The sequence below is a fragment of the Candidatus Thiodiazotropha sp. LNASS1 genome (genome assembly GCF_964212655.1).
GTDB lineage: Bacteria > Pseudomonadota > Gammaproteobacteria > Chromatiales > Chromatiaceae > Thiodiazotropha.
In genome coordinates, this window is record NZ_OZ156465.1 from 1,187,054 (window position 1) to 1,201,119 (window position 14,066).

Sequence of the window (14,066 nt, forward strand, 5' to 3'; positions counted from 1 at the left end):
AAACGCTTCTTTAAAAATAGGCGGATCATTAGATCCGCCTGCTGACCGAGTCTGAATGATATGGGACTTCTCAACCTGCTGTTTGGGCTGAAAAGCTTTACCCACGGCATCCATCCACCCTATCACAAGGATACGGCGGACAAGCCGATCCGGCGTCTTGCTTTCCCCGCGCAACTGGTACTGCCGCTGGACCAGCATATTGGAAAACCAGCGATCCCGCTGGTCAAAAAGGGACAGGAAGTGGTACGTGGCGAGCCGATCGCCAAAGCCGATGGAAACTTCTCCGTACCCCTGCACGCACCGGCCACTGGAAGGGTACGGGATATCGAACTGCTGCCGACTCCCAAAGGTCCGAAGTCCAATGGGATAGTGTTGGATGTCTACCAGGGCTCAACCCAGGAGGTATTGTGGGGACACCCCCGTGATATGAGTGACCTCAATCAGCAGGAGATCATTCGGGCGATCCAGGATAGCGGCATGGTGGGGCTCGGCGGGGCAGCCTTTCCTTCGCATATGAAACTGACGATCCCAAAGGATAAGCAGGTCGATACCCTTATCATCAACGGCTGTGAATGCGAGCCCTATCTAACCTGTGATCATCGTATTATGCTGGAATACCCGAAAGAGCTGATTCGGGGTATACGCTATGCGATGCGGGCATCCGGCACCCGCCAGGCCATCATCGGCATTGAAGACAACAAAATGGATGCCGCCGAGGTGTTGCGTGCCAGCCTCTCCAAAGGCAGTTCTATCCGGGTCGAGGTGGTTGAAACCAAGTACCCGCAGGGTTCTGAGAAGATGCTGATCAAGTCGCTGCTTGATCGGGAAGTGCCTACCGGTGGATTACCGGCCGATGTCGGTGTCGTTGTCAACAATGTAGGCACCCTGGCATTTCTTGGCATGTTACTGCCACAGGGGCAGGGACTTATCGAACGGGTGATCACCGTCGCCGGGCCCGGTGTCCTCAAACCGGGTAACTACATGGTGCCTCTGGGGACACCGATACGCCATATTCTGGAACAGGCGGGTTATGAGGGTTCACGCACCGAGTTCATTCTCGGCGGTCCGATGATGGGTCCCGCAGTATCCGCCATGGATACCCCCATCACCAAAGGCACCTCCGGTCTGTTGGTATTGAACGAGCCTTCGATTGAAGATGAGAGCCAAAGAATCTGGCCCTGTATCCGTTGTGCACGCTGTGTCAGTGCCTGTCCTATGCATCTCAATCCCTCTATGCTTGGACAGTTGGCGGCAAAACGCAAATATGATGAGATGGCCCTGGACTACCATCTCAATGATTGTTTCGAGTGCGGTTGTTGTTCCTATGTCTGCCCCTCAAACATTCCGCTTGTACAATATTTCCGCATCGCCAAAGCAATCAACAGAGAGCAGGCCGCATGAGTAAAAAGCCCACCATCGAACTGCGTACCTCGCCCCATGCCCATGCGGGAGATGATGTGGTGCGGATAATGCGCAACGTAGTCTATGCCCTGCTGCCGATCTGCATCTTCATGATCTGGCAGTTCGGCATCAGCGCCCTGGCTCTGCTAGTGGTGGTGACCGCTACATGTCTGTTGAGCGAACGTCTGTTCAATCGCCTGAATGACGAACCCAACAGCCTGGGAGACTGGTCCGCAACCATCACCGGCCTGTTGCTGGCGTTGACCCTTCCCCCCGGTTTCCCCCTTTGGATGGGTGTCGTGGCGGGCTTCATCGCCATCGCCTTGGGAAAGGCCCTGTTCGGCGGTCTCGGTATGAATGCCATGAACCCGGCACTGATCGGCCGCGCTTTTGTCCAGGCAGCCTTTCCGGTGGCAATCACCACCTGGACGCCGGCGTTCTTCGAAGGACGTTTCTCCCAGTTTATTCCGACCACACTGACCCCTCCATTCCTGCAACCCCCCGCTCTCGGTGATTGGGTGGCTGAGGTGAAGGTTGACGCCTTCAGCGGTGCCACACCCCTGGCGTTGCAGAAATTCGAAGGCGTACAAACCGATATCATGGAGATGCTGCTGGGAACCACCGCCGGATCGGCCGGTGAGACTTCGGCGCTCTTGATCCTGGCCTGCGGAATCTACCTGGCTGCAAGAAAAATGCTCGACTGGCGCATACCGGTGCTGGTAATGCTCGGTGCAGCACTCACTGCCGGCATCTTCTTCCTCATCGATCCCGGCCGCTATCCGGATCCCCTGTTCGTACTCTGTTCAGGTGGATTGATGCTGGGCGCATGGTTTATGGCGAGCGATATGGTCGGTTCGCCAGTCACCCCGCTTGGCGTCATTATCTATGGATTGATGATTGGCATAATCACGGTGATTATCCGCCTTTTCGGCGGTCTGACCGAAGGCGTCATGTACGCCATTCTCCTGGGAAATGCGGCCACACCGCTGATCGATCAGATAACCCAGCCCCGCGTATTCGGTGAGCAGAAGGCAAGCAAATGAGTACTCCCGAAGCAGAAGTCATGCAGCCATCGACTCCCGCCGGTCCCATGATCCGGACGCTGATGGGTATTGCCATGCTGTCCGGGTTTCTGGTCGTTCTCACCTATCAGCTAACCAAACCGATCATCGCAGAAAATCAGCGCCGGGCTATCGAGGCGGCTGTTTTCACTGTCATCCCGGGGGCTGTTGCACGCCGGGATTTTGTCATCAGTGACGGTGAGCTGAACCCGGTAACCGCAGACAAACCCAGCAATGGTATTCTGGTCTACGCCGGATATGACAGTGAAGGCGGTCTGAAGGGCGTTGCGGCAAAGGCCGCAGCACAGGGTTATGCGGATTTGATCCATATCCTGTATGGCTACGACCCCGCCTGCGAATGTATTCGCGGCGTGAAAGTCCTGAAATTGGCCGAGACACCCGGCTTGGGCGATAAGATTATCACCGATGCCAATTTTGTCGCCAACTTCGAGGCTTTGGATGCCAGGCTAAGCGGTGATGGGCAGGCGCTGGCAAACGAGATCGTCACAGTCAAGCATGGCAGTAAACAGAATCCCTGGGAGATCGATGCCATCTCCGGCGCCACCATTTCATCGAAAGCGGTGGGAAAGGCGCTCAATCAGTCAGCCAAACGTCTGCTGCCTGATCTTGTGCCCCAACTGGACAGGCTGCTACAGGAAGACAACACCGTGGATCTGACTGAGGTCACCGATGAATAAACCGGAAGCGAATTGAGATGGCTAAAGACAACAATACCATCACCTGGGAGACATTCTCTGAAGGCCTGTGGCGGGACAACCCGGTGTTCGTCATGCTGCTCGGTATGTGCCCTGTTCTGGCGGTCACCAACTCGGCGATCAACGCCTTGGCAATGGGTCTCGCCACAACTTTTGTACTTCTCGCCTCCGGCACCCTGATCTCGCTGCTGCGTCACAGCATACCGAAACAGGTCCGGATCGCCACCTATATCGTCATCATCGCCACCTTTGTCACTATCGTCGATTACACCATCCAGGCGATATCCCTCGACCTCTACAATGCCTTGGGTGCCTTTATTCAGCTGATTGTGGTGAATTGCATGATCCTCGGTCGAGCGGAGGCCTACGCTTCTAGGAACCGACCGTTAAAGGCTGTCACAAATGGACTTGGGATGGGCATCGGCTTCACATTCGCTCTTCTCTGTCTGGGCGTGGTACGCGAGGTCCTCGGCGCCGGCAGCCTGTTCGGAATCGATCTGTTCGGGCCTCGCTTCGAACCCTGGGTGGTGATGGTACTGCCGGCTGGCGGTTTTCTTGTGCTCGGGGCCTGGCTGCTGTTGTTTGAGTGGTTAAATCAACGGAAAGAGCGGGCAGAGCTGGAAACAGCGGCGGAAACGCAGTGATTAACATTAAATTCATAATTCGGAATGAAATGAACCATGGGCACTGAATCACTCAGCTTTATTTTTCTAAACGCAGTACTGGCCAACAACTTCGTGCTGGCGCTGTTTCTCGGTCTTTGCCCGTTTCTTGGAGTTTCAGGCAAACTCAACACCGCCCTGCCCATGGGATTGGCCACCATGTTCGTGATGCTGGTCAGTTCCGTCTGCGCCTATCTGATCAACATTGTCCTGGTGACATTCGAGATCGAATTTCTGCGTTTAATCGCCTATATTGCCGTAATCGCCAGTGCGGTACAGCTGGTGGAGATGACCCTGAAGAAATTCACTCCGGGCCTGTTCCGTTCCCTGGGTATCTTTCTGCCGTTGATCACGACCAATTGCGCCATCCTCGGCCTGGCGCTGTTTCAGACATTCAAAGAGTATGACTTCCTGCAATCATTGATCTATGCCTTGGGAGCCGGGACAGGCTTCATTCTGGCGATCGTGTTAATGGCCGGTCTGCGGGAAAAGCTGGAGCTTTCGACCATGCCCAGCATTACCCAGGGTGCCGCGGTCAGTCTGATGCTCGGTGGGTTGCTGTCGCTCTCGTTTATGGGGTTTGCAGGACTCGGGGGTTGAACAATGATTGATTATCTCATTGCCATGACAATCATTCCTATTCTGCTGCTCGGTTGGTTGATCGTACAATCCATCGCGCGGCGTTTCGCCAAGCTGCATCCTGAATTCGGCCCCCCCAGGGAAGAGGGGTCGGGCTGCGGAAAGAGCTGTTTATGTAGCGGCAACAGCTGCCAACGTCAAGGGGATCACCTCAGAGGTTACAAACATGAATGATTCATCCAATCAATCCAACAGCAGAGGACAAGTGGTGAATGGGCAAATCGTCTGGTTCGAACATCTGAAAATGCAGGATGTGGATCAGGTCGGAGGAAAGAACGCGTCCTTGGGTGAGATGATCAGCGGCCTCGCCGATGCGGGTGTCAGCGTTCCGGGCGGTTTTGCTACAACAGCTCATGCATTTCGAGAATTTCTGCGTCACAATCACCTTGCGGAACGGATTGATCCATTATTGAAAGCCCTCGATGTGGAGGATGTAACCGCTTTGGCCGAGGCAGGCAAGACGATTCGCCAATGGGTGGTTGAATCCCCCTTCCCTGAAGTCCTGGAGGCCGCGGTAACCGAGGCCTACAAACAGCTCACTGGCGACACGGATACTCCCCCGTCTGTCGCTGTCCGTTCCTCGGCAACCGCCGAAGACCTGCCGGATGCCTCATTCGCCGGCCAGCAGGAGACCTTCCTCAATGTGCAGGGATTGGATGCCGTGATGATCGCCATCAAGGAGGTCTTCGCCTCCCTCTACAACGATCGGGCGATCTCCTATCGGGTACATCAGGGTTTTGCCCATGAAGATGTGGCTCTCTCCGCAGGTATTCAGCGCATGGTGCGTTCCGATATCGGCTCGTCCGGGGTTATGTTTACCCTGGACACCGAGTCCGGCTTCAAGGATGCCGTCTTTATCACCAGTTCCTACGGCTTGGGTGAGACGGTGGTACAGGGCTCGGTGAATCCGGATGAGTTCTACGTCCACAAGGGCAACGTGGAAGCGGGACGCCCGGCCATCCTGCGACGCAATCTGGGCGGTAAGGCGATCAAAATGATATACGGTCAGGCGGATGAAGAGCGGGTGGTCACCGTCGATGTACCGGAACAGCAACGTCGGCAGTTCTCTCTCACAGACGAACAGGTGGAAAGTCTGGCGCAGATGGCGATCACCATCGAAAAACACTATCAGCGTCCAATGGACATCGAGTGGGGCCTGGATGGCAGTGACGGTCAACTCTATATCCTGCAGGCAAGACCGGAGACGGTGGAGAGCCGGGTCAACGCCTCCACGGTGGAACGATTCAAGTTGGAAGAGAAAGGCAAGGTCCTGGCCCAGGGCCGCGCCATCGGTCAACGCATCGGTGTCGGCGTGGCGAAGATCATCCATGATGCCAGTGAAATGGCCAAGGTCGAGCCCGGTGATGTATTGATCACCGACATGACCGACCCTGATTGGGAGCCGGTAATGAAACGGGCCTCCGCCATCGTCACCAACCGGGGCGGCCGAACCTGTCATGCTGCGATTATCGCCCGCGAACTGGGTATCCCAGCGGTAGTGGGTTGCAACAATGCTACCGAAACCCTGCAAGAGGGCCTGGATGTCACGGTATCCTGCGCCGAGGGCGATGACGGTTTTATCTATCAAGGTTTGCTGAAATTCTCAATCAGCCGCGGCGACGTCACCTCCCTTCCCGAACCGCCCGCCAAGATCATGATGAATGTGGCCAATCCGAGTCGAGCCTTCGCCTTCAGCCGTATTCCCAATGCCGGTATCGGTCTGGCGCGCCTGGAGTTCATCATCAACACCACCATCGGTGTACATCCCCGGGCACTGATGGAGTTTGACAATCTGCCCAGCGATATCAAAGCCAAAGTTCAGAAACAGGTCGACGGTTATCCGGCCCCGGTCGATTTCTATGTGGAGAAACTGGTTGAAGGTATCTCCACCCTGGCTGCCGCCTTCAACGGTAAACCGGTCATCGTGCGCATGTCCGATTTCAAATCGAACGAATACGCAAACCTGATCGGAGGCAAACTCTATGAACCCCAAGAGGAGAATCCGATGATCGGTTTTCGCGGAGCCTCCCGCTATATTTCAGAGAGTTTCAGACCCTGCTTCGAGCTGGAATGCCGTGCCCTGAAACGGGTACGGGAAGAGATGGGATTCGAGAATGTGGAGATCATGATCCCCTTTGTACGCACCCTGGAGGAGGCAGCCGCTGTCATCAGACTGTTGGAGGAGAACGGCCTTAAGCGGGGTGAAAACGGTTTACGGGTCATCATGATGTGCGAACTGCCCTCAAACGCCGTTCAGGCCGAAGAGTTTCTGAAATTTTTCGACGGCTTCTCCATCGGTTCAAACGATATGACCCAGTTGACCCTTGGATTGGACCGGGATTCCGGCTTGGTCGCCAAGAGCTTTGACGAGCGGGACCCCGCGGTTAAGCGGATGCTCGATATGGCCATTCAGGCCTGCAATACGGCAGGAAAATATGTCGGCATCTGCGGACAGGGCCCGTCCGACTACCCTGATCTTGCCGAATGGCTGGTTGAGCGAGGTATCCAAAGCGTCTCCCTGAATCCGGATACGGTAATCGATACCTGGCGTCTGCTGGCCGGCCTGGAAAGCTGATCGAACAGCCCGGGTGCCGCTTTTGGCGGTACCCGACTCATCCGATCAAATCGCCTACAGCAATAAAATCCTGCAGCCCAGCGTATGAAGCGTACCATCTTCTTTCTTGCCGACCATACCGGCATCACAGTCGAAGCCATGGGACGATCGCTGCTGAGTCAATTCGACGGATTTACCTACGAAACTGTGCATTGGCCTTTTATCGATAGTCTCGACAAGGCCAGGCGGGTGGCGGAGCGAATCAATCAGACGACTATCGAGTCCGAACAGAAGCCGATTGTCTTCACCACCCTGGTGGATCCCCAGATCCGTGACTATTTCAAGCAGTTGGATGTTCCGGTAATGGACTTTTTCGAGACATTCACTGCCCGTCTGGAGGAGGAGTTGCAACTACCCTCCTCCCATGCCTTGGGTCGTTTTCATACGACTGACAACAACCGTGCCTACGATCAGCGCATCCATGCGGTAAATTTCGCCCTGAGCAATGATGACGGGGCAGTCACCAGGAACTACACAACCGCCGATCTGATCCTGATTGGGGTATCCCGTGTCGGCAAGACCCCCACCTGTCTTTTTCTCGGGTTGCAGCACAGTGTTCTGGCGGCAAACTACCCCCTCACGGAAGATGATCTTGAGAATGATCTGTTGCCAAATGTGTTGAATTCTTACCGGGACAAGCTCTATGGGCTGACCATCGATCCACACCAATTGCAACGCATTCGGCAGGAGCGGCGGCCAGACCGCCGCTACTCATCGCTGGAACAGTGTAAAATGGAGATAAAGCTTGCTGAGGATCTCTATAAGCACTATACAATCCCCTATTTGGATACCACATCCATGTCCATCGAGGAGATCTCCGCCAGGCTTTTACAACATATCAACCGGGCCGCCAAGGTTACAAACGAGTAACACCCGGTCTTGCCCAGATCCTGGCATGGCAGGAACAATCCCGTGTAAGCTTTACGATAACTGTAGCGGTCGCTCACACTGATCCGTCAAGCAGGAATATACTATTTAACTTAGAATACACAACAACATTCATATCCAACTGATTTGTAAGACTATATCTGTGATTAACTGGTTTGTAAGACTGTTTAGGAAGGCACCTGTTCCCATCGCCATCAAATGGACGATCTACATCGGGACACTGATCACGATGGTTATGGGTGTTCTCGGCTGGTTTCTCATCACCCAACAAACCAGCTTCCATATGCGCGAAGTCAAGGGCTTCGGAGAGGTCCTGGTTGAACAACTTGCCCACTCCGCCAGCGAACCTTTGCTGGCGGATGACCAATTCAATCTGCAGGGACTCGTAAGCCGACAGACACAAAATGATAAGGTGGTCGGCGCAGCGATCGTGCCGAGTGAAAAACCATGGATCACATCCGGCAATGTGCCCCACCAGCTCCCCGGCTCCGAAGAGCTGTTACCGATGATCTGGTCCTGGCGCGATGAAGGGAATATCCGGCATCCGGCAATCACTTTTTTCAGCACCATCAAATTTCGCGATGTCATCGCCGGCCATGCGATGATCACATTGGATCGGCAGTTCCTTGATCGGAATCAGCAGCGCACCATAGGTATCATCGGTTATGCCACATTTGGATTGATACTGATTGCAGCCATACTCTCCTATGTCCTGAGCAAGCGCTTGAGCAGGCCTATCACCCTGCTCGCCCAGGCAGGACAGCAACCTGAGGCGGGTCTGCTGGTCAGCCCGATGGAGACCGACCGCCATGACGAGATCGGTCAGGTGTATGCCCATTTTGACCGTATGAGCGCGGGACTTCTGGAAAAGCGCCAGGTCGAAGATGCCCTGTCACGTTATGTATCACCCGTGGTTGCCGAGAAAATCCTCTCAAACCTGTCGCAACCGCGCCTCGCCAATCAGGAGATGGAAGGCAGTATCCTGTTCTGTGACATAGTAGGTTTCACCCGGCTCTCGGAGGATCTTCCCGCCGATGAGGTGGCTTCCCTGCTGAACCTCTATCTGGGCGCCATTGCCGACTCCGCTCACCGCTGTCGCGGTGTTGTGGATAAATTTATCGGCGACAGCGCCATGATCCTGTTTGGTGTTCCCGAAGCGGATAAGGAGCACGGCCAGCAGGCAATCCGGTGTGCCTGGCTGATTCAAGCCATGGTGCGTCATATCAATAAAAAGCGTCGTAAGGCAGGCAAGGAACCGATCATGCTTCGGATCGGCATAAACAGCGGTACAATGCTGGCCGGTAATATCGGAATACCCGACCGACTGGAATATACTGTGGTAGGCGATACGGTTAATCTCGCCTCCCGCCTATGCGGTGCAGCACCTGTTGACGGGATCATGATGAGTCAAGTGACGGCGGCATTTCCAGGCGTATCCGATATGGTTGAACTGCACAAACAGCCCACGCTGAAGATACGTGGCAAAAAAAATCTCGTCACACCCTATATTGCGGGAACACCGTCGCGGGAATTCGGTCAATGGTTGATGCGTACCATGGCCTACATATTGAAAAAACAGGTTAGATGAAACAACCTTTCAAACTTTTCGCAGCCTATCTTTTGTTATCGATGCTTGCGGGCTGCCAATTGATAGAAAGCAAAAAAACCACGCCCGCTCCCGTTGAAGAGAATGCACTGGACAAGAGCCGGCAGCTGGCGGCCAAGGGGCGTTATGGCGAGGCTATCAGCCTTCTTGACCGTGCCAGTACCAACAGGAATCTGAGCACAGCGTATTCGAAAGAGCTCGAAAGTTTCAGAACCCAGCAAAAGACACTGGAAGAGGAACTGAACGATCAATTGCTCATCAGCAATACTTCAGCATTGAAGAATCAGCTGCCGATTCTTACCAAACTGAGCCAGGCCAGTCCCGATAAACCGCACTACGCCACGCTTTTGCAAGAGACCCGGGAAACCCTGCTCAGCATGCAAAAGTCTCTGTCAGAGTGCGCATGGCGCCATTTTAAGCGAAACAATGCCCTCTCCAAGGATTGCCTGACACTCGCCCTGTCGCTGAAACAGGACAAGGCCGACCAAAATCTCATGGAGCATCTGCTCAAGGAGCAGATCCAGTACAAAAAAGAGGTTGCAAAAAAAGAGCAGACCAATCGAGAGCAGAAGTGGAAAAAACGTATCGATAAAAACCTGACAGAGGCCCAGCGACTTGTTGAGAGCGGGCAACTCAAGGAAGCCAGGCGTGCGCTCAAGCGCGTGTTGAAGGAATCACCCAAGAACGAGACAGCGAAAAAATTACTCGCCGACGTCAACCGAACATTAAAGAAATATATAGAAAATCTGTTACTGGCAGGTGACCGGCTCTACCGGGACGGCGAGATAGAGAGTGCCAAGGCGACCTGGCGGGCAGCCCTGACACTGGATCCTACGGATCTGCGGGCACGGGAGAAGATACAGCGCGCCCAACGCGTGCTCGACAATCTCGAAAATCTGCGTAAAACCAACGAAGATGACATAAAGAAACCATAACTATCTGTTTTCTTTTCATTTAACACTGCCTACCCTAATGTTTTTTTGTCTCTGCAACACTATCCATACCCATACCTTGAATGTCATGATCGCTCACCGATGCTAGAAATCACACGAAAATGGTGGTTCCTGATTGATGATCCGCTATAATCGCGGCCGGCGATCACTGTCTCACTCACTATCCGAAGTTGAAGAATCAGACTCATCTGTCGCCATAGCCCACACCAGGCTACCGATATCTGCCTATGACCAAAGAAACGAAACATATCGACACTCAGATAAGGCATCCGATGGGATGGCTCCTGAGTTGTCTCATGCTGCTACCGCTGATGAGTCATGCACAATCCAGTGATTGGCTACCTGTCAGCCCGGTTTCGTTCTATGAGTTGGCATCGGTACAAGCAACCTTGCCGCAACAGTTCCCTGAACGTTACCCTGGCATATTCGAGCTACAGGAATCCTCAGCCCCCTTCACACAGCAGGATAGGCCCTACGGCTTTGGCAGGGAGCTCAATGACGACAGTCCTGTGGACTATCCCGGTTTGAGGCGTGATGCCGCCTATTTTTTCGGTTACCAATTTTTTATTGTGGGACTGCTGTACGTCATGCCGGAAGATATTTCCGCATGGACTGAAGAGCAAAAAGAGGAATATACCTTCGAAAAGTGGTGGGACAACGTCTCTCAGCCCCGTTGGGATCCCGACGAGTGGTATATCAACTACATACTGCATCCCTATTGGGGTATGACCTATTATACCCGTGGCAGGGAGCGGGGATTGTCGGAAACAGGAGCTTTCTGGTTTTCCTTTACCCTGTCTTCAATCTATGAGTTCGGACTTGAGGCACTGTTTGAACCCGTTTCCGTGCAGGATGTCATTTTTACCCCAACCATGGGCGCCTTGCTGGGTTGGTATTTTGAGGAGACCCGTCGCGAGATCAAACAACAATCAACATTCAGCACCTGGGACAAAACCATTCTTATCGCCACCGATCCCCTTGGTACCTTGAATACCATGGTGGATAGTCTGTTTGGCGTCGGGGTTGAGAGCGAGTTGGCGTTGCGCACCTTTTACCAGAGTCCAAATCTCATTGAGTCTTTGCAACCGAACTGGAGAGATCCCCACAGGGCTCACACAGATCCTATGGTAAAAGACTATCTCGGCATCCAACTTACCTTGCGCTGGCACTGAAGGACGTGATCCGCGGCGTTCAGCTGCGTCTCTCATATCCCATCTTCAAATTCCGAACCTGTTGTCGGGCTGTCAGCTCAATGTACACGCCGCAGCATCCAAACCGCCAATACTAGAAATAGCAGCAGAGGAAAGAATGCGGCAAACACCCCATTCAGAGAATAGACCACCGCCATGTAGGAGAAGGCCCTGTTCAAAAGATAAAAGACAATACCCAGCATGGCACCGACAAATATGCGTTGTCCCACCCCAACGCTGCGCAGAGAACCGAACACGAAGGGGATACTTAAAAACAACATCACCATAGTCACCAACGGGGTGGTCAGCTTGCCCCAGAACGCCACTTCATAATTGATCGATGCCTGACCGTTCTTCTGCAGATAATCGATATATCGCCACAGATCCCAGGCAGCCAGCATGTGTGGTTTCACTGTCAGCACATCGAGTGCGGAAGGATCCAACTCTGCATGCCAGGATTGACGGGATTTCGCAGTTACCGATATACCGGCTTCAGTGAAATCCGTCTGTTTCACATCCTCTATAATCCAACCATCTGACTGATAGCTGGCCCGATCCGCATGTATCGCCCGGAGAAGGCGGGAATCCTCACCATATTCATAGATCGATATATCCGCCAATTGGGAATCCGGGAGAATCTGTCTGATATTGATGAATGTGTTGCCGTCACGGGACCAAAATCCGTAGCGGGTCTTTAGGCTGATCTGTCCGGACAAAGCCTCATTCTTCATACGTTGTGCCTGTTGTTCCGCTTCGGGGGCCAGATATTCGCCAATCATCACTACAACCGCCAACACCAAAAGCCCTGTCTTCAACACCGATAATACAATCCTGGCAATCGAGATACCGGCCGCCCGCATGGCCAGGAGTTCCGAATTACCCGCCAGCAATCCCAATCCGATCAGGCTCCCGAGCAGGGTCGCCAACGGAAAGAGTTCGTAACAGTATCGTGGCATGCCCAACAGCACATAGGTGTATGCCATCGATGTGGTATATCCCCGTTCCACCTCTTCCAGTTCGGCGACTAATTCAAAAAATCCTATCAGCACCAGCAGTAGCGCCAGTACACCGACGATCCCGACCAATACTGTTCTGCCGATATATCTGTCAAAGAGAGTGATCATGCCCCGCCTCTCAATAATTTCCGCTGCATCCTGCGATAGTGGTGAGAATCGGGAATCAGCAGCGATAGCCCGATCAGCGCCAGCATTAAATGCACCCACCAGATTCCCAGCCACTCCGCTGTCGTGCCATCGATCATCCAATTCTCCGCCACCCCCTGCAGGCTCAGGTAGAGTGTGTAGAGGATAAAGGCCAACACCAAGCGGCCAAAAGGACCTTGGCGGGGCATGGAACGGCTGAGAGGCAGGCTGAGCAGTGCAAACACCAATAGACCGAGTACTTGTGCGAATCTGACCTGGAATTCAGCTCGATCCCTGATCGACTTGGAGTTCAATAGCGCTTCATTCGAAAGGGATTTGCGGTTGATCTTGGCGACCACTCCTTCGGCCCCCTTGATACGCAAGCCATAACGTTCAAATTCGCTGATCCGATAGTCCGCCTCCCCAGGTGAACCTTCATATCTGACACCATCCTCCAATACCAGGTAGCGTTCAGCCGACTCCTCATCGACATATTGATATCCCTGCCTTGCCGTCACCAGGCTGAGAACACCCGCTTTGCGCTGTTGCACGAAGACATTACGCATCCGCCTTTTCTCACTTGCGATCGACTCCACATAGAGCACAAGGTCGCCCCGACTGTATTCATTGAAGCGCCCAGCACTTATTCCGGCCAATTCAGTGGCCTGTCCACGCTGCATGCTGATCAGCTCCGCACTGAGGCGGCTCGCCCAGGGTTGAACATAGAGCGACAACCAGCCCGTCAACAACGCGATCGGTGTCACCACGAAAATCAGGGAGCGGTAGAGTCGAAAGTCTCCGATGCCACAGGCGGCCAGGGCAACCACCTCGCTATCACGGTACATTCTGCCGATCACATACAGTACGGCAAAGAAAAAGGCTGGTGGAATCAGGCGTGGAATATAGACCACCATCTGCAAACCGAGCAACTGGAAAAGCAGATTGCTATTGAGATCTCCGGAAGCCACCTCTTTCAGTAATTTGATGAAACTGTTACCAAGCAATATCAAGGCGAGTACCAGCAGAATCGCAAACAGCGCCTTGAGCAAGTCTCTCAGCAGGTAGCGGTCAATCAGTGTGATCAAATATCATATCCTGGTCAGCGTTAACTCTATCGATCAGGGACGAAGCTTATGTTTAATGATAAGTGCCTGTCCAGAACTGCATAAGGGGATGCTCTCTATGTGTCCTGTT

The 14,066-nt window shown here is 53.6% G+C and carries 13 protein-coding genes; 11 read left to right on the forward strand and 2 right to left on the reverse strand.

From position 1 onward, the window contains the following. The first annotated feature begins 60 nt into the window (after nucleotides 1-60). The 11 genes from rsxC (at nucleotide 61) to AB8516_RS05155 (ending at nucleotide 11,712) form a co-directional block, all read left to right on the forward strand. Nucleotides 61-1,401 (forward strand): electron transport complex subunit RsxC, encoded by a 1,341-nt coding sequence (rsxC, locus tag AB8516_RS05105; protein ID WP_369158699.1) that lies wholly within the window; start codon nucleotides 61-63, stop codon nucleotides 1,399-1,401. After that, the gene (locus tag AB8516_RS05110) at nucleotides 1,398-2,444 is read left to right on the forward strand and encodes an RnfABCDGE type electron transport complex subunit D (protein ID WP_369158701.1); all 1,047 of its coding nucleotides are present in this window, start codon (nucleotides 1,398-1,400) and stop codon (nucleotides 2,442-2,444) included. Before rsxC ends, AB8516_RS05110 begins: the two co-directional genes overlap by 4 nt. Continuing rightward, on the forward strand, nucleotides 2,441-3,160 hold the full coding sequence (locus tag AB8516_RS05115) for an FMN-binding protein (RefSeq protein WP_369158703.1): 720 nt from the start codon (nucleotides 2,441-2,443) through the stop codon (nucleotides 3,158-3,160). Before AB8516_RS05110 ends, AB8516_RS05115 begins: the two co-directional genes overlap by 4 nt. A 17-nt stretch (nucleotides 3,161-3,177) precedes the next feature. Beyond that, nucleotides 3,178-3,822 carry an electron transport complex subunit RsxE gene (gene rsxE / locus AB8516_RS05120; RefSeq protein WP_369158705.1) on the forward strand — a complete coding sequence of 215 codons (645 nt, stop codon included), beginning with the start codon at nucleotides 3,178-3,180 and terminating at the stop codon, nucleotides 3,820-3,822. Between the two features lie 36 nt (nucleotides 3,823-3,858). Then, nucleotides 3,859-4,440, forward strand: coding sequence for an electron transport complex protein RnfA (locus AB8516_RS05125; protein WP_108293686.1), 582 nt, complete (start codon nucleotides 3,859-3,861; stop codon nucleotides 4,438-4,440). 3 nt (nucleotides 4,441-4,443) lie between these two features. Next, nucleotides 4,444-4,653 (forward strand): chemotaxis protein, encoded by a 210-nt coding sequence (locus AB8516_RS05130; protein WP_369158707.1) that lies wholly within the window; start codon nucleotides 4,444-4,446, stop codon nucleotides 4,651-4,653. Between the two features lie 34 nt (nucleotides 4,654-4,687). After that, nucleotides 4,688-7,054, forward strand: coding sequence for a phosphoenolpyruvate synthase (ppsA, locus tag AB8516_RS05135; RefSeq protein WP_369163233.1), 2,367 nt, complete (start codon nucleotides 4,688-4,690; stop codon nucleotides 7,052-7,054). A gap of 84 nt (nucleotides 7,055-7,138) precedes the next feature. Then, on the forward strand, nucleotides 7,139-7,963 hold the full coding sequence (locus AB8516_RS05140; RefSeq protein WP_369158709.1) for a pyruvate, water dikinase regulatory protein: 825 nt from the start codon (nucleotides 7,139-7,141) through the stop codon (nucleotides 7,961-7,963). A 160-nt stretch (nucleotides 7,964-8,123) separates the two neighbouring features. Continuing rightward, entirely contained in the window at nucleotides 8,124-9,569 is a 1,446-nt protein-coding gene (locus AB8516_RS05145; RefSeq protein WP_369158711.1) for an adenylate/guanylate cyclase domain-containing protein, read from the forward strand. Then, entirely contained in the window at nucleotides 9,566-10,522 is a 957-nt protein-coding gene (locus AB8516_RS05150) for a tetratricopeptide repeat protein (protein ID WP_369158713.1), read from the forward strand. Before AB8516_RS05145 ends, AB8516_RS05150 begins: the two co-directional genes overlap by 4 nt. Before the next feature lie 245 nt (nucleotides 10,523-10,767). Next, on the forward strand, nucleotides 10,768-11,712 hold the full coding sequence (locus AB8516_RS05155; protein WP_369158715.1) for a DUF3943 domain-containing protein: 945 nt from the start codon (nucleotides 10,768-10,770) through the stop codon (nucleotides 11,710-11,712). Between the two features lie 77 nt (nucleotides 11,713-11,789). On the opposite strand, the gene lptG is transcribed toward AB8516_RS05155, so the two are convergent. After that, nucleotides 11,790-12,854 carry an LPS export ABC transporter permease LptG gene (gene lptG, locus AB8516_RS05160; RefSeq protein ID WP_369158717.1) on the reverse strand — a complete coding sequence of 355 codons (1,065 nt, stop codon included), beginning with the start codon at nucleotides 12,852-12,854 and terminating at the stop codon, nucleotides 11,790-11,792. Beyond that, nucleotides 12,851-13,957 (reverse strand): LPS export ABC transporter permease LptF, encoded by a 1,107-nt coding sequence (gene lptF, locus AB8516_RS05165; RefSeq protein ID WP_369158719.1) that lies wholly within the window; start codon nucleotides 13,955-13,957, stop codon nucleotides 12,851-12,853. The genes lptG and lptF overlap by 4 nt, the downstream gene beginning before the upstream one ends. Nucleotides 13,958-14,066: the final 109 nt, after the last annotated feature.

Excerpts from the sequence above, each read along its gene's own strand:
- AB8516_RS05125 (WP_108293686.1), top strand. The coding sequence starts at position 3,859 with ATGGGCACTGAATCACTCAGCTTTATTTTTCTAAACGCAGTACTGGCC.
- AB8516_RS05130 (WP_369158707.1), top strand. The coding sequence starts at position 4,444 with ATGATTGATTATCTCATTGCCATGACAATCATTCCTATTCTGCTGCTC.
- AB8516_RS05140 (WP_369158709.1), top strand. The coding sequence starts at position 7,139 with ATGAAGCGTACCATCTTCTTTCTTGCCGACCATACCGGCATCACAGTC.
- AB8516_RS05155 (WP_369158715.1), top strand. The coding sequence starts at position 10,768 with ATGACCAAAGAAACGAAACATATCGACACTCAGATAAGGCATCCGATG.
- rsxC (WP_369158699.1), top strand. The coding sequence starts at position 61 with ATGGGACTTCTCAACCTGCTGTTTGGGCTGAAAAGCTTTACCCACGGC.
- AB8516_RS05110 (WP_369158701.1), top strand. The coding sequence starts at position 1,398 with ATGAGTAAAAAGCCCACCATCGAACTGCGTACCTCGCCCCATGCCCAT.
- rsxE (WP_369158705.1), top strand. The coding sequence starts at position 3,178 with ATGGCTAAAGACAACAATACCATCACCTGGGAGACATTCTCTGAAGGC.
- AB8516_RS05115 (WP_369158703.1), top strand. The coding sequence starts at position 2,441 with ATGAGTACTCCCGAAGCAGAAGTCATGCAGCCATCGACTCCCGCCGGT.
- AB8516_RS05150 (WP_369158713.1), top strand. The coding sequence starts at position 9,566 with ATGAAACAACCTTTCAAACTTTTCGCAGCCTATCTTTTGTTATCGATG.
- lptG (WP_369158717.1), bottom strand. The coding sequence starts at position 12,854 with ATGATCACTCTCTTTGACAGATATATCGGCAGAACAGTATTGGTCGGG.